General features: G+C 63.8%; 24 protein-coding genes and 1 pseudogene (1 of these 25 cut by a window edge). 11 read left to right on the forward strand and 14 right to left on the reverse strand.

Annotated features, from left to right (window positions below):
* The 6 genes from ruvC to N0D28_RS01740 all read right to left on the reverse strand — a co-directional run.
* Nucleotides 1-212 carry the start of a crossover junction endodeoxyribonuclease RuvC gene (gene ruvC / locus N0D28_RS01715; RefSeq protein WP_260560687.1) on the reverse strand. It extends 283 nt beyond the left edge of the window, so only the first 212 of its 495 coding nucleotides appear in the window; the start codon lies at nt 210-212; the stop codon falls past the left edge of the window.
* Between the two features lie 83 nt (nt 213-295).
* Nucleotides 296-1225: an ABC transporter permease gene (locus N0D28_RS01720; RefSeq protein WP_260560688.1), complete on the reverse strand. Its 930-nt coding sequence runs from the start codon at nt 1223-1225 to the stop codon at nt 296-298.
* 12 nt (nt 1226-1237) lie between these two features.
* Nucleotides 1238-2236 carry an ABC transporter permease gene (locus N0D28_RS01725; RefSeq protein ID WP_260560689.1) on the reverse strand — a complete coding sequence of 333 codons (999 nt, stop codon included), beginning with the start codon at nt 2234-2236 and terminating at the stop codon, nt 1238-1240.
* Nucleotides 2237-2329: 93 nt separating this feature from the next.
* On the reverse strand, nt 2330-4135 hold the full coding sequence (locus tag N0D28_RS01730; protein ID WP_260560690.1) for a peptide ABC transporter substrate-binding protein: 1806 nt from the start codon (nt 4133-4135) through the stop codon (nt 2330-2332).
* Between the two features lie 155 nt (nt 4136-4290).
* A complete protein-coding gene (locus N0D28_RS01735) occupies nt 4291-4695 on the reverse strand; it encodes a HesB/IscA family protein (protein ID WP_260560691.1) in 405 nt (134 codons plus the stop codon).
* Between the two features lie 68 nt (nt 4696-4763).
* The gene (locus N0D28_RS01740; RefSeq protein ID WP_260560692.1) at nt 4764-5429 is read right to left on the reverse strand and encodes a hypothetical protein; all 666 of its coding nucleotides are present in this window, start codon (nt 5427-5429) and stop codon (nt 4764-4766) included.
* 30 nt (nt 5430-5459) lie between these two features.
* Between N0D28_RS01740 and N0D28_RS01745 the strand changes: the two genes are divergently transcribed.
* Nucleotides 5460-6662: an MFS transporter gene (locus N0D28_RS01745; RefSeq protein ID WP_260560693.1), complete on the forward strand. Its 1203-nt coding sequence runs from the start codon at nt 5460-5462 to the stop codon at nt 6660-6662.
* Here the strand turns inward: N0D28_RS01745 and N0D28_RS01750 are convergent.
* From N0D28_RS01750 to N0D28_RS01760, 3 genes are all read right to left on the reverse strand, one after another.
* Entirely contained in the window at nt 6659-7327 is a 669-nt protein-coding gene (locus tag N0D28_RS01750) for an amino acid ABC transporter permease (RefSeq protein WP_260560694.1), read from the reverse strand. The genes N0D28_RS01745 and N0D28_RS01750 overlap by 4 nt on opposite strands.
* A 119-nt stretch (nt 7328-7446) precedes the next feature.
* Nucleotides 7447-8223, reverse strand: a complete 777-nt coding sequence (locus N0D28_RS01755) for a transporter substrate-binding domain-containing protein (protein ID WP_260560695.1) — start codon at nt 8221-8223, stop codon at nt 7447-7449.
* 131 nt (nt 8224-8354) lie between these two features.
* Nucleotides 8355-9068: a carbonic anhydrase gene (locus N0D28_RS01760; RefSeq protein ID WP_260560696.1), complete on the reverse strand. Its 714-nt coding sequence runs from the start codon at nt 9066-9068 to the stop codon at nt 8355-8357.
* A gap of 67 nt (nt 9069-9135) precedes the next feature.
* Between N0D28_RS01760 and N0D28_RS01765 the strand changes: the two genes are divergently transcribed.
* Nucleotides 9136-9519, forward strand: coding sequence for a hypothetical protein (locus N0D28_RS01765; RefSeq protein ID WP_260560697.1), 384 nt, complete (start codon nt 9136-9138; stop codon nt 9517-9519).
* Here the strand turns inward: N0D28_RS01765 and N0D28_RS01770 are convergent.
* Nucleotides 9476-10009 carry an arsinothricin resistance N-acetyltransferase ArsN1 family A gene (locus tag N0D28_RS01770; RefSeq protein ID WP_260561814.1) on the reverse strand — a complete coding sequence of 178 codons (534 nt, stop codon included), beginning with the start codon at nt 10007-10009 and terminating at the stop codon, nt 9476-9478. The genes N0D28_RS01765 and N0D28_RS01770 overlap by 44 nt on opposite strands.
* A 1-nt stretch (nt 10010) precedes the next feature.
* Nucleotides 10011-11174: an aminotransferase class I/II-fold pyridoxal phosphate-dependent enzyme gene (locus N0D28_RS01775; RefSeq protein WP_260560698.1), complete on the reverse strand. Its 1164-nt coding sequence runs from the start codon at nt 11172-11174 to the stop codon at nt 10011-10013.
* Nucleotides 11175-11215: 41 nt separating this feature from the next.
* Here N0D28_RS01775 and N0D28_RS01780 point away from each other — a divergent pair, with 41 nt between their 5' ends.
* Nucleotides 11216-11575, forward strand: coding sequence for a hypothetical protein (locus N0D28_RS01780; protein WP_260560699.1), 360 nt, complete (start codon nt 11216-11218; stop codon nt 11573-11575).
* Here the strand turns inward: N0D28_RS01780 and N0D28_RS01785 are convergent.
* Nucleotides 11572-11994 carry a GNAT family N-acetyltransferase gene (locus N0D28_RS01785; protein ID WP_260560700.1) on the reverse strand — a complete coding sequence of 141 codons (423 nt, stop codon included), beginning with the start codon at nt 11992-11994 and terminating at the stop codon, nt 11572-11574. The two genes, N0D28_RS01780 and N0D28_RS01785, sit on opposite strands and share 4 nt — an antisense overlap.
* A 110-nt stretch (nt 11995-12104) precedes the next feature.
* On the opposite strand from N0D28_RS01785, the pseudogene tnpC reads away from it, so the two are divergent.
* Nucleotides 12105-13454: pseudogene (gene tnpC, locus N0D28_RS01790) on the forward strand (IS66 family transposase).
* A 10-nt stretch (nt 13455-13464) separates the two neighbouring features.
* Here the strand turns inward: tnpC and N0D28_RS01795 are convergent.
* Nucleotides 13465-14133, reverse strand: coding sequence for a flavin reductase family protein (locus N0D28_RS01795; RefSeq protein WP_260560701.1), 669 nt, complete (start codon nt 14131-14133; stop codon nt 13465-13467).
* A 146-nt stretch (nt 14134-14279) separates the two neighbouring features.
* On the opposite strand from N0D28_RS01795, the gene ypfJ reads away from it, so the two are divergent.
* Nucleotides 14280-15194 carry a KPN_02809 family neutral zinc metallopeptidase gene (gene ypfJ / locus N0D28_RS01800; protein WP_260560702.1) on the forward strand — a complete coding sequence of 305 codons (915 nt, stop codon included), beginning with the start codon at nt 14280-14282 and terminating at the stop codon, nt 15192-15194.
* 88 nt (nt 15195-15282) lie between these two features.
* The gene (locus N0D28_RS01805; protein WP_260560703.1) at nt 15283-15987 is read left to right on the forward strand and encodes a M48 family metallopeptidase; all 705 of its coding nucleotides are present in this window, start codon (nt 15283-15285) and stop codon (nt 15985-15987) included.
* A 25-nt stretch (nt 15988-16012) separates the two neighbouring features.
* Here the strand turns inward: N0D28_RS01805 and N0D28_RS01810 are convergent, their stop codons facing one another.
* On the reverse strand, nt 16013-16690 hold the full coding sequence (locus N0D28_RS01810; protein ID WP_260560704.1) for a phosphatase PAP2 family protein: 678 nt from the start codon (nt 16688-16690) through the stop codon (nt 16013-16015).
* Between the two features lie 175 nt (nt 16691-16865).
* Between N0D28_RS01810 and N0D28_RS01815 the strand changes: the two genes are divergently transcribed.
* The 5 genes from N0D28_RS01815 to eno all read left to right on the forward strand — a co-directional run bounded on the left by N0D28_RS01815 (nt 16866) and on the right by eno (nt 21845).
* On the forward strand, nt 16866-17078 hold the full coding sequence (locus N0D28_RS01815; RefSeq protein WP_260560705.1) for a hypothetical protein: 213 nt from the start codon (nt 16866-16868) through the stop codon (nt 17076-17078).
* A 68-nt stretch (nt 17079-17146) separates the two neighbouring features.
* Nucleotides 17147-17341 carry a hypothetical protein gene (locus tag N0D28_RS01820; RefSeq protein WP_260560706.1) on the forward strand — a complete coding sequence of 65 codons (195 nt, stop codon included), beginning with the start codon at nt 17147-17149 and terminating at the stop codon, nt 17339-17341.
* 243 nt (nt 17342-17584) lie between these two features.
* Nucleotides 17585-18943, forward strand: a complete 1359-nt coding sequence (dnaA, locus tag N0D28_RS01825; protein WP_260560707.1) for a chromosomal replication initiator protein DnaA — start codon at nt 17585-17587, stop codon at nt 18941-18943.
* Nucleotides 18944-19340: 397 nt separating this feature from the next.
* On the forward strand, nt 19341-20423 hold the full coding sequence (dnaN, locus tag N0D28_RS01830; protein ID WP_260560708.1) for a DNA polymerase III subunit beta: 1083 nt from the start codon (nt 19341-19343) through the stop codon (nt 20421-20423).
* Nucleotides 20424-20576: 153 nt separating this feature from the next.
* Nucleotides 20577-21845 carry a phosphopyruvate hydratase gene (eno, locus tag N0D28_RS01835; RefSeq protein WP_260560709.1) on the forward strand — a complete coding sequence of 423 codons (1269 nt, stop codon included), beginning with the start codon at nt 20577-20579 and terminating at the stop codon, nt 21843-21845.
* Nucleotides 21846-21913: the final 68 nt, after the last annotated feature.

The raw sequence follows: 21913 nt of genomic DNA on the forward strand, positions 1-21913 counted from the left end.
AGAATCTGGTCCTCAATGGCGACGGCTTCGGGCCGGTATTCCTGAATCAGCCGGGTCACTTCAGCGTGGATGTACTGCAAGCGCCGGGGCATGATCCAGGCCGATTCGGTGACGAGGCAGACGTGGTGGATGTGGCTGGCCTTGCGGGCCGTGCCGTCCACCAGGCCGATGCCGAGATTGGCGAGGCCGGGGTCGATGCCGAGAACGATCATGCCGAGAGGATAGCGCTTCAGTTCTGAACAGAAAAAACCCCCGACGCTCTGGCGACAGGGGCAAGCTGAAAAATAAACGTGATTTACAGGCGGCTGCGCGGATCGAAGGCGTCGCGCAGGCCGTCACCCAGGAAATTGAACGACAGCACCGTGATCAGGATCATCAGGCCCGGATAGAGCGGAATCCAGGGGTACTGCAACACGACCTCGTTGGCGTTGCTGAGCATGTTGCCCCAGGTGGACACCGGCGGCTGAATACCGAAGCCCAGAAACGAGAGGGCCGCCTCGCTGAGAATGGCCGTGCCCACGTCGAGCGTGGCCTGCACGATCACGATGGCAAACAGGTTAGGAAGCAGGTGGCGCAGCATGATGCGGGCGCTGCTGGCCCCCAGGGCGCGGGCCGCGTCGGTGTATTCCAGGTTCTTGAGCTTGAGAACTTCGCCGCGCACCAGCCGGGCCGTGCCCATCCAGCCGAACAGCGAGAACACCCCCACCACAATCAGGATATTGGCGCTCGCGCCGAGTGAAGACCGCAGCGCCACGATGGGAGCCGCGTCGCTGGAGGCAAACAACCCACTGAGGACGAGTTGCAGGGCCAGGGTGGGAAACGACAGCATGAACTCGATAAAACGGCTGATGGCGATGTCAATCCAGCCGCCCAAAAAGCCTGCCAGCAGACCCAGCGTGGTGCCGACCAGAATGCTGAGAAAGGCCACGCTGAAACCCACCAGCAGGCTGACACGGCTGCCGTAAATGACGCGGGACAGGAGGTCGCGGCCCAGCTCGTCCTGGCCCAGCCAGTACTTGGCACTCGGCGGCGCGTAAATTTCAAAGATGCTCTGGGCGTTGGGGTCGTGCGGCGCGATCCAGGGGGCGAAGAGGGCCATCAAGACCAGCAAAACGATCACCGTCAGGCTGACCATCGCCAGCTTGTGACGGCGCAACCGCTTGAGGGCAATCTGGAAGGTGGAGCGGCTCTTGAAAGGCGTGGGAGCCGAGGCGAGAGTGGTCATCTTGTGGCTCCTTTACGAGTAGCGAATGCGTGGATCGATGGCCGCGTAGGCGAGATCAGTCAGCAGCTGAAACACCACCGTCAGCACCGAGATGAAGGTCAGGGCGACCATTACCACGTTGAAATCCTTGCTGGTCAGCGCTTCCACGATCACCCGGCCCATGCCCGGCCACGAGAAGACCGTTTCGGTCAGGACTGCGCCGCCGAACAGGCCGGGAATCGAGAGGCCCAGTAAGGTCACGATAGGCAGCACCGCGTTTCTGAGGGCGTGGCGGTACAGCACTTTACGACTTGACAAGCCCTTGGCCCGCGCCGTGCGAACGAAATCCTGATTCAGCACTTCCAGCATCGAAGCCCGCAGAAAGCGCAAGATCACGGCGATCTCGCGCAGCATCAGAATACTCAGCGGCAAAATCAGATATCTGAGCTTGTCGGTCAGCACCGCCCAGAAACCCGCGTCGGGGGCCAGGTCGGGGCTGCCGAGTCCGCCGGGCGGCAGCGAGATCACACCATTGGTGATCTGCGGCAAATAGATGGCAAACAGCCACAGCGCCATCGCTCCGATCCAGAAGATGGGGGCGCTGAACGACACGAAGCTGAAAAACGTCAGCACATAATCGAGAAAGCTGTATTGCCGCACCGCCGAGAAGATGCCCAGCGGCACGGCGATCAGGGTGGAGAGAATCAGGGCGGGCAGGGTCAGCAGCAGAGTATTGGGCAGCCGTTCCTGAAAGACGTAGGCGGCGGCGGGCGCGCTAAAGGTCCGCGACCAGCCGAAATCGCCCTGTAAGGCGTGGGTCAGCCAGAACCAGTAGCGCAGGATAATCGGCTGGTCCAGGCCATAGGCGGCCCTGAGTCGAGCAATGTCCTCGGGCGTGATCTGCGAGTTGCCCAGGGTGAGCTGATCGACTGGGTCGCCGGGTTGCAGCGCCGTGAGCGTGAAGATGACCAGGCTGATGACCAGCAGCAGCGGAATCATTTGCAGGATGCGCCGAAGCGCGTAATTGAACATGGCGTCTCCCAATCAGGCAAGGGGGCAGCGCAGGAACCTGAAAAGTGGGAGAGCGGCACACTCCGTCTCCCCCACTTTCCGCTGGCTCCGCCTTTACTTCTGCGTGTAGGTCTCGGCAGCTCCGCGCGAGGCCCAGCCCATCTGGGCAGCGTTCCATGAAGGGTAGAGGCTGTAAGCGGTGTAGGTGTAGTTGACCAGCCCCGGCACCTTGGTGTAGGGATTGGCGCGGAAATACAGTGGCAAGGAGGGCACCTCGTCAGTCCAGATGGCCTGCATCTTGTCGAACAGCTTGATGCGGGCGCTCAGGTCGAACTCGGTCTTGGCGTCGGTCCAGAGCTTATCGTAATCGGCATTCTTGAAGTTGGGGTAATTCTGGCCCGCGTAGGCGTTGTCCTTGCTGGGGATGAACTGTGAGGCCCACAGATCGCCGCGCTCCACGCTGGGGTCGTTGCTCCAGGCGTACATGAACAGGTCCCACTTGCCCTCGGCGCTGCGCGGGGCGAAGTCGCCGGAAAAGACCACTGTGGAGGGGAAATTCTGGATGTTGACATCCACGCCGACGGCCTTCCACTGCGCCTGCAAGATCTGCTGGACGCGCTCGCGCAGCTTGTTTCCAGCAGTGGTGGTGAAGTTCAGCGACATCTTCTTGCCGTCTTTGGCCAGGATGCCGTCGGGACCGGGCTTCCAACCGGCGGCGGCAAACAGGGCCTTGGCCTTGGCGGCGTCGTAGTTGTAGTCCTTGGCATCTTTCTTGTAGAGCTTGCCGATGGGGCTGACCCAGGTGTTGGACACCGGCTGCTTGCCCTCAAACAGCGCCTTGACCAGCGCAGCCCGGTCAATTGAATACAGCAGCGCTTGGCGCACCCGCTTGTCGGTCAGGCCCAGGCTCTGGGCACGCGCCCCGACGTTGGCGATGTCGACGTGTTCCCAGGTGGCTCCCGGCACAAAGTAGGTCTTGTACTTGCCGCGCTCGCTGCGCTGCGCTTCAATCGCCTGGTCGAAGGTGAGGCCCACATATGAGAGGGCGTCGAGCTGGCCCGACAGAATATTGACCTTGAGGGTGTTGGTGTCGGCGATGAAGCGGTACTGCACCGTCTGGATGTACTTGTCGGCCCCACCCTTGGGGGTGATCCAGTAATTGGGGTTACGGGTCAGCACCAGGCTGTTTCCGGCCCGCCAGCTGGTCGGCTTGAACGGTCCCGACACCACTTTGGGCAGGCCACGCGAGGTGGTGAACTGGGCGATGAACTTGTTCCACTCATCGGTGATCTGCTTGGCCCCGGTCTTGGGATCGAGGTTCTTGGTCGCCGCGTCAAAGGCGCTCCAGGCTTTTTCCATCGCTGCGCTGGGGGCCGGGTTGAGGCCCACCGCCGAGGTGATCTGATCGGCAAACAGGTACGGCGGATCAAAGGTAACGGTAAAGGTGTTGGCGTTTTGCACCGTGATCTTGGCCTTGTCCCAGGGTTCACGGGTCGGCACCGGCACCCGGTCGTCTTGCTCGACCTTGAGCCAGAACTGGAAGTCCTTGGGCGTGATGGCCGTGCCGTCGCTCCACTTGGCGTCCTTGCGGATGCTGAAGGTCACGCTGTTGCGAATGACGTTGCCCTTGGCGTCCTTGACGATCTTGTAATCGCCGTTGGCCAGGCTCGGCACACGGGTGGCGATCTCGGGATACAGGTCGCCGTTGTCGTCCTTGCCGATCAGGTGGGCTTCCATGAACCAGGTGATCTCGGTGGCAATGACCAGGTTGTTGGTGCGCCAGGGATCGTTGATGTTGGGTGGTTCCTGCGACGTGCCGATGACCAACGAGTTATTGGCCTGCCCGGCCTGGGCCGTATTGAAGAGGGTCGAGCCGATCAGCAGGGCGGACACAGCGAGCCAGTTCTTGCGGTTCTTCATAAGCCTCCAAAACGCTTTTGAGCGCCGATACACGGTTAATTCGGCAAGACTATGAAGAAACCTTTACTTCGTCAAGTGCGTCACGATTTTGCCGGGTGAGTAGGCAACAAAAAAAGAGGCCGAAGCCTCCCTTGATCGGTCCAACGGATGGATTGTTAGTGGCTGCCGCAGCCCGACGAGCCCTCGCCGTCCTGGGCCGCCGAGCCGTCGGTGCGAAACGAGCTGCCGCAGCCGCAGGCCGAGGTGGCGTTGGGATTATTCACCGTAAAGCCGCCGCCCATCATATTTTCGACATAGTCGATTTCCGCGCCCTGCACCAGCGGCAGGCTCATCCGGTCCACGATCAGTTTCACGCCCCGGTCAAACAGGATGGTGTCGCCGTCCAGTTCACGGTCGTCAATCGCCATGCCGTACTGGTAGCCGCTGCACCCACCGCTCTTGATGAAGAGGCGCACGCCCGCGTTGTCCTTACCGCTGCTTCCAATGACCGACAGGGCGCGGGCGGCTCCGACCTCACTGATGCCGATGGGATTGGTCGTGGGTTCAAGGGTCTGAGTCATGCCATCAGGATACGCCTCGCTGCTTTAGAAAATAGTGTGTAGAGCACAGGCGAGCGTTTCGTTATCCCTCAGTCGGGTGCATCGTTCTCGTCCAGCTGGACCAGCACTGTCTGAATCAAATAAGGCTGACTGCCAGGGGTACGGGACGAAGTCAGCAGGAGCGCCCGCGCTTCGTCGAACTTGGTCTTGACGGCCTCAGCCTGCGCCGAAGTCAGCCACTGCACACCCACGAAATCGCCGCCGCGCCGGGTCAGGGCCGGCCTCTCCTGGGCACTGGGCACATCGGATTCATAATTGACCTCACCGCGCTCATCCCGGTAGATCACCCGTCCAACCAACTGCCTGCGGGTCAGGGTACGGGCCAGAGCACGGATACGCAGACGATCATGGGGCCGCATTTGGGCGGCGAGTTCGGCCTCCACGTCCTCGAACGGCGTCAGATGAAATGGCACCCGGAAACCGCCCGGCGCAGTGTAAAGGCGAATGGCCCGGCCATCCCGCTTTTGCTCACCCGCCGCAGACAGCAGCCCCACCGCCACGAACTGCCGCACCCGGTAGAGCATCCGCTCGGTGCTGACCCCGGCCTCGCGTGCCGCCTGCGCCGCGCCCAATGTGCGGCCCAGGAACGGCTCCAGATGGCGCAGCGCCGCCCGGTCACTCAGGAGCCGCGCCTGCTGAGGGGTGGTAGCCGTAAACCACTCGCCCCCGTAGCTTCCCAAAATGGTGTGTGGCATTTTCGGTAGCCTAGCGCCAAAGCTGAACACATGACCGATGCAGTGATCGACATCCCTACTCCCAGCTTGCCGCGCCCGTTCTGGACCTACTGGCTGGGTTTACTGGCCTCGAACCTCGGTGACGCAGTTGTGTCTGTGGCGCTGCCGTTTCTGGCGCTGGGCACGCTGCCGCAAGGAAGCAAACGGGGCGCTGCCGCCATCGGGCTGGTGGTGCTGGCGCTCAGCGTGCCGCGCTTCTTCGCGCCGCTGCTGGGCGGGCTGGCCGACCGCTGGCCGCCGCGCACGCTGCTGAGCCTCGGCGCGGTGCTCAGAGCGGCGGGGGTGGCGGGCGTGGGACTGCTGGCGTTGCACGGCGGATCAAACTTAAATGTGGTGGCGGGCTTGGCTTTCATTCTGGGCCTGCTTACCAGCCTCAGCTTTACGGCCCAGAGCGCGATGGTGCCGCGCCTGGTGGCCCCCGAACACCTGCCCCGCGCCAACAGTTTGACCAGCGCGGCCATGATGGGCGCGCCGCTCGTCGGCTACGGACTGGGCGGTTTTGGGGCAGCCCACTGGGGCGCAGGCACAACGGTATTGATCGGCGCGGCATTGACGGCCCTGCTGCTGCTCGGCGCACTGGCCCTGCCGCCCCTACCCGGCGCGTCCAGCGGGAAGCTGAACCTGCTGGACGATCTCCGGCTGAGTCTGGATGTGATCCGCCGGAGTCCGCTGCTGGCGCTGTTCGCCATGAACTTCGCGCTGAATCTGGCCCTGAACATCATGAACGTCCGTGTGCCGCTGCATATGCTGGCCTTCGGACGCGGGCCCGCCGACTACGCCATCTTTGAAATGCTGCTCTCCGGCGGCGTGCTGCTGGGCATCGCTCTGGTCGGGCCGCTCTCGGCACGGTTCTCGCTGGACCGCCTGATTGGCGGGGGGCGCTTCGTTCTGGTTCTCGGCACGGCAGGCTTTATTCTCGGCGGCGTGTGGCCCTGGTGGGCAGCGGCAGGCGTCTTCGGCCTGGGGCTGGGCCTGCTGGAAGTGGTCACCACCACCCGCATTCAGGGCCTGATCTCCTCCGAGATGCGCGGGCGCGTCATCGGCAGCGTCATGGCCTTCAACGCGCTGGGCCTCACCCTCGGCGCGGGGCTGGCCGCGCGCAGCATTCCCACCTCGGCCCTGATGCTGGGTCTGACCGGCGTGCTGGCGCTGCTGACCTTACTGTGGCCGCTGGCGGTGCGGCGCGCAGCTTAAGCCGCTCCCCTGGAGAGCCGCACCTCCAGCCGCCGCTGCACCAGTTCCAGCAAGCTGCTGACGGCCCAGTAGATCAGCGCCGCCGCCAGGTACGGCCCGAACGGCTCGAAGGTGCGGGCGATCACCAGTTGGGCGCTTCTGAGCAGTTCCACCACCGTGATGACCGATACCAGCGAGGTGTCTTTCACCAGCCCGATCAGGCTGTTGCCGAGGCTGGGCAGGGCCACCCGCGCCGCCTGCGGCAAGACGATCAGTTGCATGGCCTGAAGGCGGCTGAGGCCCAGGCTGTAGGCCGCTTCGCGCTGGCCGCGCGGAATACTCAGGATGGCGGCGCGCATCGTCTCGGATAGGTAGGCAGCGGCATTGAGCGTGAGCGCCAGCACCCCGCCCACCACCGGGCTGAGCGTCAGACCCAGACTGGGCAGGCCGTAATAGATCACGAAAATCTGCACCAGCAGCGGTGTGCCGCGAATGAACGAGACATAGAGCGACGCCAGCCACTTCAGCCAGCCGGGGGCATAGAGCCGCAGCATGGCCACCAGGAGGCCCAGCGGCAACCCCAGCACCATCGCCGCCAGCGCGAACCCAATGGTCAGCCGGGTGCCGAGGAGCAGCGTGGGCAGGGCGGCCCAGGCACTTTGCAGAATGGGAATCAGGGTGTCCATGGGTTCTCCAGGGGAAGTGCCGTGTTCATCTTACAGAGGCCCGGCCCCACCAAAGCAAACCGCCCCGCAGCGCTGGGCCGGGGCAAGCGGCGTTGCTGCGGGGCTGAGGATCACTCACTTCACGGTTTGCTGACGTCCTGACCGAACCACTGGCGGCTGATCTTGGCATACGTGCCATCGGCCTTGATCTGCAACAGGGCCTTGTCAATAGCCGCTTTCAGGCCGGTGTTGGTCTTCTTGATGGCAATGCCCACCGCTTCCGGCTGGCCGATGACGCCCGCGCCTTTAATCGGCAGATTCTGCGACTTGATCAGGTAGCCGACCAGCAGACGGTCATTGTAGGCGGCGTCCAAGCGTCCGGCGGCCAAGTCAGCGAGGTACTCGGGCGCACCGGGATAGGTCACCACGTTGATGCCACCTGCCTGGGTGAGCTGCTGCTCGAAGTTGCTGCCCAGGCCCACGCCCACGCGCTTGCCCTTGAGGTCGGCCAGTGTCTTGGGCGCAAAGCTGCCGCTCTTTTTTACGATGATCTGCGGCGAGGAGTAGGCGTAGGGCGCACTGAAGGCAATGGCTTTCTGGCGCTCCGGCGTAATGCCGATCTGGTTGACGATCACGTCGTACTTGTTGGCCTGCAGGCCCGCCAGGATGCCGCTGAACTCGGTCAGCACGAACTGGGACTTGAGGCCGAGCTTGGCCGCCACAGCTCTGGCAATGTCCACATCGAAGCCGGTCAGGTTGCCCTGGGCATCTTTGTAGGTAAACGGCGGATAGGTGCCCTCCATACCGATGGTGAGGGTACCGGGCGTGATGATGCCGAGGTTGGTGGTACTGGGGGCAGCCTGGGCAGTGAAGCTGGCAGTCAACAGTGTGGCCGCGAGCAAAGTCAATGAACGCATATCAAGTCTCCTATCGAGTGGGTGATGGCTGACATGCTGTCAGCACCGAGATAGTGTTTACTCTACACCTGTTGACCTGTTTTGTAAACTGATAGATTTTGCAAAGCGTTCACATAGATCTGAACCGGCCCTCAGACACGCAGATCTTCCTCATTGGTCAGCAAGTCCACCGCGCCGGAGCCGATCTCGTAGAAGCCACCGATCACCTGAATCTGGCCACGCCGCTCGGCCTCAGCAATCACGTCCTGCCCACGCAGAGCGGCGACCTGATAGCGCACGTTGTTGATGACCGCCTCGCGCATCCGGGCTTTCTTGTCGCGGATCGGCGGCAGGTTGACCAGGCTCGGCTGAATGCTGCGGATCAACCCTCTCAGGGCCGGCGGCTCGGCCAGAATGTCGGCTTCCGGAAGGAGGGCGGCAGTGACGGCCCCGCAGCCCTCATGGCCCAGCACCACCAGCAGGTGAATGTCGAGGTGCAGGATGGCGTATTCCAGCGTGGCGAGGCCGCTGTCGTCCATCACGTTGCCCGCCACCCGCACCACGAAGAGGTGGCCGAAGCCCTGATCGAACACCAGTTCCACCGGCACCCGGCTGTCCGAGCAGGCCAGTATGGCGGCAAAGGGGGTCTGCCCCATGATCTGGGCGCGGCGCTCGTTGGCTCCCAGTTCGGGACGCGACGCCTCACCGGAAAAGAAGCGGGCGTTGCCGTCTTGCAGGGCCTGAATGGCAGCGCTGGGCGACCGCACATCGGCATGCTTGAGGCTGGCGATCTCCTGCATGCTGGGGCCGCGCCGGATGGCGTCGAGCAGGCGGCGCTCCACCTCGCGGGGGTCTAGTTCACTCATGGGGGTCGCTCACGCCGCGTAGTCTAGAGCGTGCTGTCTGGCAAGCCGGGCGTTTAGGATAGGCAGCATGACTGACGGGCCGCTCGATCCCGAAACGCCGCCGACGCTGGGTGAACTGCTGGAGCGCTACGCCACCCTGCGCGACACTTTGCTGGGCCTGGAAGCCGAGAAGATTGAACTGGGCGAGGTCATCAAGGCCGCCCTGCTGCGCGGAGAGAGGGCCGAGACCGATCTCTACCGCTCCAGTATCAAGGTGCAGCGCCGCCTGGAATACCCGCTGGAGCGCTTCCGCGAGGTGTTCGGCGACGCTGCCACGCTGGAAGTCGCCAGCATCGACAAGAAAAAAGCCGAGGCGCTGGCCCGCGCCGGAGACCTCGACGGTGAAAAACTGCGGGACATCGCTCTGGTCAGGGAGATTCAGGCTTTGGTGCTGACGGCGAAGGGGGGTTGATTGCTCGCCAGAGACTGAGTTCCACCGTCACCACGTCCAGCCATTCGCCGTCCAGTTGGGCGTGCCGCAGGTGGGTGCCGACCTCCCTAAATCCCGCCTTGCGGTGAGCGGCCCGGCTGGCACTGTTGCGGACGAACACCCGGCTGGTCAGCTTATGAAACCCAGCGGCGCGGGCGGCCTCCTGCAAGGCCAGCAGCAGCGCCGCGCCGTATCCCCGGCCCTGCGCCTCCGGGGCCACATAGACGCCGTGATCCAGAATGCCCGCGTAGCATTCCCGGTTACTGTACTCGCCGCCGCGCGCGAAGCCCAGCACCGAGCCGCCCTTCTGCAATACCAGGCAGGGGCCAGGGCCAGCCAGCCAGCCGCGCAGGTCGTCTGGAACTCTCAGGCGCGTCTCGAAGGTGGCGTTGCGGCCCAGGATTCCGGCATTGTAAATGCGGGCCAGGGTGGGCAAATCAGGCTCGGCAGCAGGACGGATCAGGGCCGCCACCTCAGACAACCGGCACCCCTGCCAGCCGCGCAGCCGCTTCCCGCAGCATTTCCGGCGGCTGGACCAGGGCGAAGCGCAGGTAGCCCTCCCCCCGCTCTCCGAAGGCCCGGCCCGGAGCCAGCGCCACGCCAGTGTCCTCGGCAGCGCGCACGGCGTAGGAAACGCTGCCCGTCAGGCCCGGGGGCCGCGCCCAGACATACATGCTGGCCTGCGGCCACTCGGCAGCCCAGCCGAGCGCGTGCAGCGCCGGAACCAGGGCGTCTCGCCGCGCCTGAAAGACTTCCAGCCCACTGGCAGGCGTGTTCAGTGCCGCCACCGCCGCCGCCTGAATGCCCAGATACGGGTGAAAATCCACCGCGCCCTTGACGCGGGCCAGCGCCGCCAGCGCTTCCGGGTCGCCCGCCGCGAAGCCGACCCGGAAGCCGCCCATGTGGTGGGTCTTGGATAAGCTGTGCAGCTCCACCACACCCGCCGTGCCGCCTTCCAGCGCGCTGGGAGCACGGTAGCCGCCGAAGGTCAGCTCAGCGTAGGGATGGTCATGAATGAGCAGGATGCCGCGCCCGGCGCACCACGCCCGCACCCGCTCAAAAAAGCCGTCCGGCACGGTGGCCGAGGTGGGATTGTTGGGGTAGTTGAGCAGCAGGGTACGGGCCCGCACGGTGTCCGGCACGGCGTTGAGATCCGGCAGAAACTGGCGCTCGGCGGTCAGTGGGAGCGGCCAGGTCCGCAGTCCCGCCACTGCCGCCGCACCGTAGTAGGGCGGATAGCAGGGGTCGGGCAGCAGCAGCGTGTCACCAGGATCGGTAACGGCCAGCAGCAGATGGGCCAGCCCTTCCTGAGCGCCGATCAGCGGCAGGATCTCAGTGTCGGGGTCGAGGCGCAGGCCGTAGCGCCGCTCCAGGTAGGCCGCTGCCGCCCACCTCAGCGGAGCCGTGTGCGAGAACAGCGGGTACTGATACGTTTGTGGGTCGAAAGTGGCGTCGCGCAGGGCGGCCAGGGCTGCTTGCGGCGGCGCAAGGTCCGAGGAGCCGATGCTGAGGTCGATGATGCTTCGGCCGCTGGACCGGGCGCGCATCTTGGCAGCGTCCATCAGCGCGAAGACGCTCTCGGGCACGTTGGCAGCCCGCCTGGAAGTCCACACGGACGTTTTGGTGAAACCAGTCATATCTTGAGGCTAACACCCTGACAGCGGCGTTAAGGTAGAGCATGGCACTTCTGATTCAGCCTCAGGCCCAGGCTGCCGCGCCTGGTCAGACCACTTCATTGGCCCTGTCGCCGCTCAGTCCCGGCGCACAGGCCCTCGCGCCCGCCACCGCTGGGATGCTGCTGGCCGCGCCACTGAGTGCGGGGGCGCAGAGCATCGCGCCGCTGGCGATTGGCTTTCAAATCGCCGCGCCGGGAGCCTTGACTGTGCAGGCCATTGGCCCGTTCGGCATCGGCGTGCAGGTTCTCGCACCGTATTCAGCGGGCCTGCAAGTCATTGCGCCCGGAGGCATCGGGATTCAGGTGGCGGCCCCGTTCAGCCTGGCAAAACGTATGGCGGCTCCCAGCGCGGCAGGCCGTTAAAGCAACGCCTCCAGCTGCGTCCAGCCGTGCGCCACTTCACCCAGGTGCTCGTAAAAGGCCCGCGTGGAATTGCTGTCCAGCACCCACAGCATCAGCGGGCGGTGACCGCTCGAGGCGAGACCCTGCGCTAGCCCGCCCACCAGCGCCCACTCCATCCCACTGCCCTGGGCCAATTTGAGCAGGTAGAGGGTGAACAATTCGGCGTCGTACCCGGTAGAGTCTGTCGGCCCGCCGGAGATGAAGCCCACCAACTCGCTCTCTTTATCCGCTTCCAGCGAATGCCGCCACAGTGTCTGGCGGCGTTCGCGCCTGACCTCACTGGTCATGACCGTCAGGAAGTCGTCCGGCATCGGACCCTGGTACGTCTCGTCCCAGCGCTGGACGTGGACGCGGGCCAGAGCGAGGAAGTCGTCCGGCACGGCGAATGTGAAAGTCAGGCGTAACTACTCAGCGAGGTAGCTCAGTCTCCTTGCTACAGTTGGACATCTGCGAAGTTCCCTGTCCCAACTGTGAGCGCCTTGAGGCCCGGATTCGTGAACTCGAAGCGCAGGTGGCTCAGTTGCTCGGACGGCTCCGGGACCTCGAGGCCCGGTTGGCACAGGACAGCACGACGTCCAGTCAACCACCGAGCAAAGACAAGCCGTGGGTACCCAAGAGTGAGCGCCAGAAGACCGGCCGGTCTTCTGGCGCTCAACGTGGTCATGTCGGTAAGACCCTCAAGATGGCGGAGCACGTGGATGAGGTCGTCTCCTTACCGTTGACCGGATATTGCGCCTGTGGACACGCGTGGGAGAGCGTCAGTGCCCAAGGGCACGTAGCACGGCAGGTCATGGACCTGCCAGAGCTGCGTTTGCAGGTGACCGAGTACCGCGCGGACGTCAAGGTCTGCCCAGGGTGTCGGCACCGCCAGCACGCATCCTTCCCTGACGACGTTCCCGGCCGGGTTCAGTACGGGTCTCGGGTTCATGGGCTGGCGGTCTCCCTGAATGCGGCACACTTCATACCGCTGGAACGCACCACGGAGATCCTCGAAGCGTTGTGTGGAGCGCATCCCAGTGAAGGCACCATTGTCCTGAACCTCCAATTGGCTGCTGACCGCCTCACCGACTTCGAGACACAGCTCAAAGCCGCGCTGCTCAATCAACCCGTCCTGCACGCCGATGAGACCGGCAGCAAGGTCAACGGCAAGCTGCAGTGGATGCATGTCGTGAGCTGCGCGCAGCTCACCCTGTATGGCCAGCATTCCCAGCGGGGCTTCGCCGCGCTGGAAGCCATGAATGTCCTGCCGCAGTTCAAGGGCATCCTGATGCACGACGCCTGAAGCACGTAGTTCAAGCTCTCCGCGAAACACGCACTCTGCGGGGCACACCTGCTGCGCGAACTGCGTGGCCTCGCCGAGCATCACGCTCAAGTATGGGCGGGAGAGCTGCGAGACGCGCTGCGCCTGGTGTACCACCAGCAGAAGGATGGGACGATCACTCCCGACCTCGTGATCGCCTTCGAACAGCAGTTCGATGCCCTGCTGGACGCTGGACTGAAGGCCAATCCTCCAGCACCTCCGGTCCCTGGGAGACGAGGCCGAACGAAACAGACACCAGGCCGCAACCTGGCCCTGAGGTGCCAGCAGCACCGCGAGGCGGTGCTGCGCTTCCTCCACGACGAAGGTGTGCCTTTTGACAACAATCAGGCCGAACGGGACATCAGGCCGTGGTGCGTTAAACGCAAGGTCTCTGGGGGCTTCCGATCCAAGGAGGGCGGCCAGCACTTCGCCCGTATCCGGAGTGACATCTCGACGCTCCACAAGCAGGGATTGAGCGTCTGGCATGGCCTCGTCAGCGTGTTTCGCAGTGAAATCATTATGCCTAGTTTTTGCTGCTGAGTAGTTACAGTCAGGCGTCGTCATCCCCGGAGCCTGGCTGCTCTAAGAGCCACTGCTGATACGTCAGACGCGGAATCTCGAAGGCGTCGCGGGTGGTCGCGTAGCCGCCGCGCCCGCCCATGCGCCCGATCAGATCGAGCGAAGGCGTGTCCACGTAGTGCTTCTCGGGGTCCTGCATATGCTCGGCGGCGATGCTGAGGGCCAGCACCTCGCCCAGCACGATGCGGGTGTGGCCCAGGGTGACGGTCTGGACCTCGCGGCACTCCAGGCTGGCCGGGCTGAGTGACACACGCGGCACCTTGACCCGCACCGACGCCGAGAGCGCGATGCCCAGGTGCTCGGGTTCGGCCTGATCTGCCGGAAAATCGGTGGCGCTGAGGTTCATGGCCTGGGCCGCGCCGTAACTCACTAGATTGATCACGAACTCTCCCCCAGGGCCGATATTGCGGGCGGTGTCCTTGGGAACGCCCGCAGCGCGGTCACCCGGCGAGAAGGCCACCACCGCCGGGTCGGACCCCATCAGCCCGAAGAAGCTGAACGGCGCGAGGTTGACGCTGCCGTCCGGGTTGAAGGTGCTGACCCAGGCAATCGGGCGCGGCACCACCACCCCGGTGACGAGTTTGTAGCGCTCGGCGGTGGACAGGGCAGAAAAATCGAAGGTCAGACGCGAATCGGTCATGACCTCAGCCTACCCCTGACACCTCAGGCCGCACCCCAGCAAGGCGCAACGATTCCTGAATGCACCGTCAGGTTTGACCCGCCTAGAATGGAGACAAGAACGCCTGACAACAAATCTCTGCAATCAGCCTTCTAGGAGACACAAACATGGACTGGAAAAACCTGCCGGGCAGCGGCAACATCGAGGACCGGCGCGGCGGAGGCGGCGGGGGCGGCATTCCCGGCGGCGGGGTCGCGGTGGGGGGCATCGGGGCCGTCATCATCGCCCTGATCGCCATGTTCTTCGGCATTGATCCCAGCAGCATCCTGGGCGGCGGCAATTCGGGCGGGTCGGTGCAGCAGTCGCAGCCCCAAGCGCAATCACAGCCCCAGCGGCAGAGTCAGGGGCAGACCCGGACCAGCACCCCGCCTGCCGACATCACCGGGCAGTTCGTGGAGAAGATTCTGGGCAGCACCAACGATGTCTGGACCAAGGTCTTTCAGGCGGCGGGCAAGCAGTACACCCCGCCGACACTGGTGCTCTATTCCGGCAGAACCCAGGGCGGCTGCGGCACGGCCAACAGCGCGGTGGGGCCGTTTTATTGCCCGCTCGACAGCAAGGTGTACCTCGACACCAGCTTCTTTGACGAGATGAAGCAAAAACTCGGCGGCGGCGGCGACTTTGCCTACGCCTACGTCATCGCCCACGAGATCGGCCACCATGTCCAGAACGAGCTGGGCATCTCAGATCAGGCCGAGCGTGCCCAGCGCAGCGCCAAAAGCGAGGCGGCGGCCAATCAGGTCAGCGTGCGCCTGGAACTTCAGGCCGACTGCTTTGCCGGGGTGTGGGGCAACAAGACCGCCCAGTACACCAAGATCACCCAGACCGACGTGCAGCAGGCCCTCAGCACCGCCAGCGCCATCGGCGACGACAATCTGCAAAAGCAGGGCCGGGGCTACGCCGTGCCGGATTCGTTCACGCACGGCACCGCCGCTCAGCGCACCAAATGGTTCACCACCGGTCTGAAGGGCGGCGACCCCAACCAGTGCGACACCTTCAAGGGCGCGTACAGCAGCCTCTGACCTGAGAACCTGCCGAGCCGGAAATCTGTGGGCGTCCGGGGTGACTCGGGCGCTTTTTGCTGGCCCTTGTCACTCTTAAGCTGTAAGGGTGTCCCCTCCCCTCCCCCTGCTGCCTGGCCTCTCGGTGGGCGGCCTGCCGGTGCAACTCCGCCGCAGCCAGCGCCGCACGGTCAGTCTGCGCGTCACGGCCCAGGGCCTGACCGTCTACGCCCCGCAGCGCACCGAGGAAGCCAAGTTGCGCTGCTTTGTGGAAGACAAACGCGCCTGGGCCGAGCGGCACCTGCACCGGCTCCAGCAGCGTGAGCCGGTGACTGCGCTCCTTACCGACGGTTTCGTGCTGCCACTGCTGGGCGAGGCGCTCATCCTGCGGGCGCTGCCGGACCTCAAGCGGGCGCAGCAGGTCGGCACAGACCTCCACGCCCCCTCAGCGGCGCTCGTCAGTGCCGTGGAAGTCTGGTACAAAACCGAGGCTCCCCGCCACTTCACGCCCATCGTCCAGCACTTCGCCGACCAATTGGGCCGGGGCCGCCCGCTGAGCGCCGTCAAGATCACCAATGCCGCTGGCCGCTGGGGCAGCTGCACAGCGGCGGGAGCGGTGCGCCTGCACTGGCGGCTGCTCATGGCTCCGCCGGAGATCCTGCGCTACGTGGCGGCCCACGAGGTCGCCCACCTCGCCGAACTCAACCACTCGCCGCGCTACTGGGCCGAGGTCGCGCGCCTCTTTCCCGAGTACCGGGCCGCCAAACACTGGCTCAAAGAGCACGGCGCAGCGCTGATGCAGCCCTGGCACTGAACTGAAGCGGCTCAAAAAAGGTGGCTCAGTCGGCGTGCGCCACCGCACCCGGCTGCTCGGCATGCTGCTGGGCCTGCCGTAGCCGGGGCCACAGCACCAGCGCGGTGCCCGCTGCCCAGCCGACGCCCAGTGCCCAGCCGCCCAGCACATCGGTGGGGTAATGCACGCCCACATAGACCCGCGCCGTGCCCATCAGCAGGGTGTAGAGGGTGCCGACCACGATCAGCGGCCACCGCCAGCCAGTGCGCCATAGCAGCGCCACCAGCGTCACAGTGAGGGCGGCAGCCATCGTCGCGTGACCACTCGGAAAACTCTTGTCGCCCTCCTGCCACAGCCAGGCCACGATCTGCGGACGGACCCGGCCAATCAGCGCCTTGAGCAGAATATTGAGCAGCATCACGCCGCCTAGCGAGAACAGAAAATAGCGCCCCATCGCGGCGGACTTGCGCCAGAAGACGACCAGCAGCAGCGCGCTCACCGGCGTCATCCAGGTGGCGCTGCCGAAGGCACTCAGGACCAGCGCCACCTGCCGGAACCAGGCCGGGGCATTGGCCCTCAGCCACAGCGTCACGGGGGCATCAAACCCGAAGACCTCACGCTCGCGGATGTCGTCGGCAAGCTTGCCCAGCACGAACAGTGGCAGCAGGATCAGCAGGGCCAGGGTGAGGAGTTGTCGCCAGTGCTGGCGGGTCCAGAGCAGCATGGAGGTCAGTTTATACGGATTCCGCTCAGAGTCCGTGGGAGGGCACAAGGCGTTTCTTAAGGCGCGGCTGTAAGAGCCTGGTGCCAGGTCTATCATTGCAGCTCAGCGTCCGGACGGGCCGCCCGGCCCGCAGCGCCGATCTGCTCCGGTGCCGACGCTTCAGCGGTGGCCACTAGTGGCGGCATCCCAGGCCAGCCGCCTGCGGGCTTTCAGCGGTCGGATCTGCCTGTTACCGACCATCAATGTCCCCGGCCCGCTGTCCAGCGCGCAGCAGTCTCACTCGGTGCAGGACAACGCCGAGGACCTGACCGCCGGAGCGGGCGGCAGCCTTCATTCCTCGCGCTGCTGTACCAGCCCAGCAATCATCCGCCTGGACCCTGCCAGCTGACCCAGGCATTCCCGCTGGGCGAGAGTGACCCGCGCCTGCTGACAGTCAGCGGCACTTTGGTGTGGTGCATGGATGTTTGGAACCGTAAGGTGGAGCCTGGACACCACCTCCGGCCAGGGCGTCCACGTGAATCTGCCCGCCGGGGCCAGCTTGACGCCCAAGCCATCAACGCGCCCGGCGACGGCCCCAGGGCGCTGGGCCTCGAAGCGGCCTCACAGGTCTGGTTCCGGAACGGCGGCGCGCTCTACCACCTCGGCTCCTGACCTTCATTTTCTCTCCACAGGTTTTCTACGGCTCAGCTTCCGTACCTCAGCTTCTGCAGCCCATTTTCTGCGGGCCAGTAGCGGCCCTACCGAAGCGAAAAGCGGGTGCTATGATGCGCCCCACAGGTCAGCGAGACGCCCCACACCACAGCATCTGGGCGGTGGAAGGCGGCTTGCTCAGAGAGTTGGTTTGTCTCGCCCAGCTCAGGAGGTAAGCGTATCTCGCAGGAAATCTGGTCGGACGTGCAGGCTTACGTCCGCAAAAATATCTCAGAAGTCGAATACCACACTTGGTTCGCCCCGGTGCGGGCCATTGGCGTGGAGCAGGGCGCACTGGTGCTGGGTGTGCGCAACAGCTTCGCGCAGGAGTGGTTCAGAAAACATTACCTCGAACTGCTCGAAGACGCCCTGAGGTCGCTGGGCGCAAGCAATCCGCAGGTCAGCTTTCAGGTGCTGCCCGCTGCCCAGGACACCTTGATGATGGCCGAGCCGCCGCCCGCCGCACCGCGTCCGAGTCTCCGCGCCGCGCCAGTCTCCCCGGTGCCCGCGCCAAACCTCAATCCCAAGTACATCTTCGAAAATTTCGTGGTGGGACCCAACAACAATCTGGCCCACGCGGCGGCGCTGGCGGTGGCCGAGTCACCCGGCAAGGCCTACAACCCGCTCTTTATCTACGGCGACGTGGGCCTGGGCAAGACCCACCTGATGCACGCCGTGGGCCACTACATGACCGAGCGTTTTCCTGGTAAGCGGGTCGAGTACGTCTCCACCGAGTCGTTTACCAACGATCTGATCAATGCCATTCGCGACGACAAGATGGCGCAGTTTCGGAACCGCTACCGCAGCGTGGATCTTCTGCTCGTCGACGATATTCAGTTTCTGGCGGGCAAGGAACGCACCCAGGAGGAGTTCTTCCACACCTTCAATGCGCTCTACGAAAACCATAAGCAGATCATCCTGAGTTCCGACCGTCCACCGCGCGAGATCCAGACGCTCGAGGGCCGCCTGAGAAGCCGCTTCGAGTGGGGCCTGATCACTGATATCCAGTCGCCGGAATACGAAACGCGGGTGGCAATTCTCAAGATGAATGCCGAGCACAACCGCATCGACATTCCGCAGGACGTGCTGGAACTGATCGCCCGGCAGGTTACGGCCAACATCCGTGAGTTGGAGGGCGCGATGATGCGGGTGGTGGCGTTTGCCAGCCTCAACAACGTGCCGTTCTCGCGCGCGGTGGCGGCCAAGGCGCTCTCGCACGTCTTCACCCCACTGGAGATCAAGGTGGAGATGAAAGACGTGCTGCGAACCGTGGCGGCCCGTTACGGCCTCGGAGCCGAAGTGCTGCGCGGGTCGGGCCGCATGCGCGAGGTGGTGGTACCGCGCCAGATCGCCATGTACCTCATCCGCGACCTCACCAGTCACTCGCTTCCCGAAATCGGCAGCTTCTTCGACCGCGACCACTCGACGGTCATGCACGCCATTTCAAAAGTCACCGACAACCTCCAGAAAGACGCCGAGCTTACATTGACCATCGATGAACTCAGACGCCAGCTCAGCGGCCTGGACGATCTCGAAAATGACGTGCAGGGCACCCGATTCTGAAAGATGAGAGATTGTCTAGCCTGGTGGTGCCACTTTTCACTTTCTGTGGATAAACCTGTGGATAACCTGTGGATAAGTGCCTTTTTTCTGTGGATAACTTTGTGGATAACCCTGGGTCAGTTAAGCCTGTGGATAAGTGCCCAAGTTATCCACAGGTTATCCACAGGTTTTGGCACTTATCCACAGGGGGACTGTGGATAACTTTTCTGCGCCTAGCGCGGCTTCAGGGCACTTATCCACAGTATCCACAGGCCCTATTACTACTACTACTATATTTATTAGTTAAACAGATCGGTTAAAAATAGTGGTTTGGGACCTTGCCCCTTATCATCCAGATTGAAGACGGGTCAGGACCGAAAAACCTCCATAAGTCAAAAGCTGTCAGAATGGGAGCCAGATGCAAGCACACGTCACCAAGAAAACCCTCAGCGAAGGACTGGGCCTGCTCGAACGGGTTATTCCCAGCCGCAGCAGCAATCCCCTCCTCACAGCGCTGAAAATTGAAGCCAACGAACGTGGGTTGACACTGAGCGGCACCAACCTCGAAATCGATCTCAGTTGCGTGGTTGCAGCGGAAATTCAGCAACCGGCGTCGCTGGTGGTCCCAGCGCACCTGCTGGCGCAGATCGTGCGTAACCTGGGCGGCGAACTCGTTGAACTCGAACTCAGTGGCTCGGAACTCTCGGTGCGGGCCAGCGGCTCGGAATTCAAGCTCCAAACCGGCGACCTCGACGCTTACCCCGAACTGGTGTTTTCCTCGCAGGTGGACGCCACCCTCAGCGCCTCGGAACTGGCCCGCTCGCTTTCCAGCGTGCGCTACGCCGCCAGCAACGAGGCGTTCCAGGCAGTGTTCCGGGGGATCAAGGTCGAGCAAAACGGCCAGATGGCGCGGGTGGTGGCCTCCGACGGCTTCCGGCTGGCCCTGCGCGAGTTCAGCGCGCCCGGTGAGGCCAGGAATATGATCATTCCGGCCCGCAGTGCCGACGAACTGGTGCGGGTGCTGCGTGACGGTGAGGTGCATCTGAGCTACGGCGAGGGCCTCCTCGGTGTCCAGACCGACCGGGTCCGCATGAATGTCAAGCTGCTTGACGGCGACTTCCCCGATTACGAGCGGGTCATTCCGCGCGACATCAAGCTCACCGTGACGCTGCCCGCCGCCGCGCTCAAGGAAGCCGTCTCGCGGGTGGCCGTGCTGGCCGATAAGAATGCCAACAACCGGGTCGAGTTTCAGGTCAGCGAGGGCAAGTTGCGATTGGCTGCCGAGGGCGACTATGGGCGCGGTCAGGACACCCTGGACGTGCACCAGGAGGGCAGCGAACCGGCCATGAGCCTGGGCTTCAATGCCAAATACGTTCTCGACGCGCTCGGCCCGATTGAGGGCGACGCTGAGATGCGCTTTTCCGGCCCCACCAGCCCGGCCATGTTCAGGGCCAGCGGTGACGGCGGTTACCTCGCGGTGGTCGTGCCGCTGCGGGTCTGAGACCGAGACGAAGCGAATTTCTAGATCGGGTTGGGCGTCACGCGGCTTGGAGCGCGGTATAGTGTCGGAAGTACGCATTTCATCTGGGCAGTCTGCTTGGCTGAGATGTTGCCGCCCTGACCAACGCAGCTGATCATTTTTGCCGGAGGACGCATGAACATCGAAAACATCAAAGCCCGTGAAGTGCTGGACTCGCGTGGGAACCCCACCGTAGAAGCCGAAGTGCACCTCGACAGTGGCTACATGGGCCGCGCCATCGTGCCCTCGGGAGCCAGCACCGGCAGCCACGAAGCGATTGAGCTGCGTGACGGTGGCAAGCGCTACATGGGCAAGGGCGTGCTGAAGGCCGTTGAAAATGTCAACGACAAGATTGCGCCCGCTCTGGCCGGGATGGACGCAAGCCAGCAAAGCGTGATTGACGCTGCCATGCTGGAGTTGGACGGCACCCCCAACAAGAGCGGCCTGGGCGGCAACGCCATTCTGGCCGTCAGCCTGGCCACGGCCCGCGCTGCCGCTGCCGAACTCGATATTCCGCTGTACCGCTACCTCGGCGGAGCCAACGCCCGCACGCTGCCGCTGCCGATGATGAACGTCATCAACGGCGGAGCGCACGCCGACAACTCGGTGGACTTTCAGGAGTTCATGGTGATGCCGGTAGGCGCACCCAACTTCCGCGAAGCGCTGCGCTACGGCGCGGAAATTTTCCACACCCTCAAAAAAGTGCTCTCGGGGCGCGGCTACAACACCAACGTCGGTGATGAGGGCGGCTTTGCACCTGACCTGAAGAGCAATGAGGAAGCCTTGCAGGTACTGTTGGAAGCCATTGAAAAGGCTGGCTACGAGCCGGGCAAAGACGTGGCGATTGCGCTCGATCCTGCTGTGGCTGAGCTGTACAAAGACGGCAAGTACCACCTCGAATCCGAGGGGCGGGTGCTGAGTAGCGAGGAGATGGTGGAGTTCTGGGCTGATTGGGCCAGCCGCTACCCGATTGTCAGCATTGAAGACGGCCTCGGTGAAGACGACTGGGACGGCTGGAAGCTGCTGACCGACCGACTCGGCGGCCAGATACAGCTCGTCGGTGATGATCTGTTCGTGACCAATCCTGAGCGGCTCCAGCGCGGTATCGACACTGGCGTGGCCAATGCCATCCTGGTGAAAGTCAACCAGATCGGCACCCTCACCGAGTCGCTCGACGCCATCGAGCTGGCCAAGCGCAACCGCTACGGCACCATCATCAGCCACCGCAGCGGCGAATCTGAGGACGCCTTCATCGCCGATCTGGCGGTGGCCACCAACGCTGGGCAGATCAAGACCGGCTCGGCCAGCCGCTCAGACCGCATCGCCAAGTACAACCAGCTCCTGAGAATTGAAGATGAACTCGGCAGCGCGGCGCAGTTTCTGGGCCGCAAGGCGTTACGCTAAGAACTTCATCTGGCCGTCAGTGTTCAGCTCTTTATTGGCTGAATGCTGGCGGTTTACGCTTGACTTGA

The sequence above is a fragment of the Deinococcus rubellus genome, from assembly GCF_025244745.1.
GTDB classification, from domain to species: domain Bacteria; phylum Deinococcota; class Deinococci; order Deinococcales; family Deinococcaceae; genus Deinococcus; species Deinococcus rubellus.

What these genes read in the sequence shown, in the direction of transcription:
- N0D28_RS01720 (WP_260560688.1), bottom strand. Translation starts at nt 1,225, where the DNA reads ATGACCACTCTCGCCTCGGCTCCCACGCCTTTCAAGAGCCGCTCCACC.
- N0D28_RS01725 (WP_260560689.1), bottom strand. Translation starts at nt 2,236, where the DNA reads ATGTTCAATTACGCGCTTCGGCGCATCCTGCAAATGATTCCGCTGCTG.
- N0D28_RS01730 (WP_260560690.1), bottom strand. Translation starts at nt 4,135, where the DNA reads ATGAAGAACCGCAAGAACTGGCTCGCTGTGTCCGCCCTGCTGATCGGC.
- N0D28_RS01735 (WP_260560691.1), bottom strand. Translation starts at nt 4,695, where the DNA reads ATGACTCAGACCCTTGAACCCACGACCAATCCCATCGGCATCAGTGAG.
- N0D28_RS01740 (WP_260560692.1), bottom strand. Translation starts at nt 5,429, where the DNA reads ATGCCACACACCATTTTGGGAAGCTACGGGGGCGAGTGGTTTACGGCT.
- N0D28_RS01745 (WP_260560693.1), top strand. Translation starts at nt 5,460, where the DNA reads ATGACCGATGCAGTGATCGACATCCCTACTCCCAGCTTGCCGCGCCCG.
- N0D28_RS01750 (WP_260560694.1), bottom strand. Translation starts at nt 7,327, where the DNA reads ATGGACACCCTGATTCCCATTCTGCAAAGTGCCTGGGCCGCCCTGCCC.
- N0D28_RS01755 (WP_260560695.1), bottom strand. Translation starts at nt 8,223, where the DNA reads ATGCGTTCATTGACTTTGCTCGCGGCCACACTGTTGACTGCCAGCTTC.
- N0D28_RS01760 (WP_260560696.1), bottom strand. Translation starts at nt 9,068, where the DNA reads ATGAGTGAACTAGACCCCCGCGAGGTGGAGCGCCGCCTGCTCGACGCC.
- N0D28_RS01765 (WP_260560697.1), top strand. Translation starts at nt 9,136, where the DNA reads ATGACTGACGGGCCGCTCGATCCCGAAACGCCGCCGACGCTGGGTGAA.
- N0D28_RS01775 (WP_260560698.1), bottom strand. Translation starts at nt 11,174, where the DNA reads ATGACTGGTTTCACCAAAACGTCCGTGTGGACTTCCAGGCGGGCTGCC.
- N0D28_RS01780 (WP_260560699.1), top strand. Translation starts at nt 11,216, where the DNA reads ATGGCACTTCTGATTCAGCCTCAGGCCCAGGCTGCCGCGCCTGGTCAG.
- N0D28_RS01795 (WP_260560701.1), bottom strand. Translation starts at nt 14,133, where the DNA reads ATGACCGATTCGCGTCTGACCTTCGATTTTTCTGCCCTGTCCACCGCC.
- ypfJ (WP_260560702.1), top strand. Translation starts at nt 14,280, where the DNA reads ATGGACTGGAAAAACCTGCCGGGCAGCGGCAACATCGAGGACCGGCGC.
- N0D28_RS01810 (WP_260560704.1), bottom strand. Translation starts at nt 16,690, where the DNA reads ATGCTGCTCTGGACCCGCCAGCACTGGCGACAACTCCTCACCCTGGCC.
- N0D28_RS01820 (WP_260560706.1), top strand. Translation starts at nt 17,147, where the DNA reads ATGGATGTTTGGAACCGTAAGGTGGAGCCTGGACACCACCTCCGGCCA.
- dnaN (WP_260560708.1), top strand. Translation starts at nt 19,341, where the DNA reads ATGCAAGCACACGTCACCAAGAAAACCCTCAGCGAAGGACTGGGCCTG.
- eno (WP_260560709.1), top strand. Translation starts at nt 20,577, where the DNA reads ATGAACATCGAAAACATCAAAGCCCGTGAAGTGCTGGACTCGCGTGGG.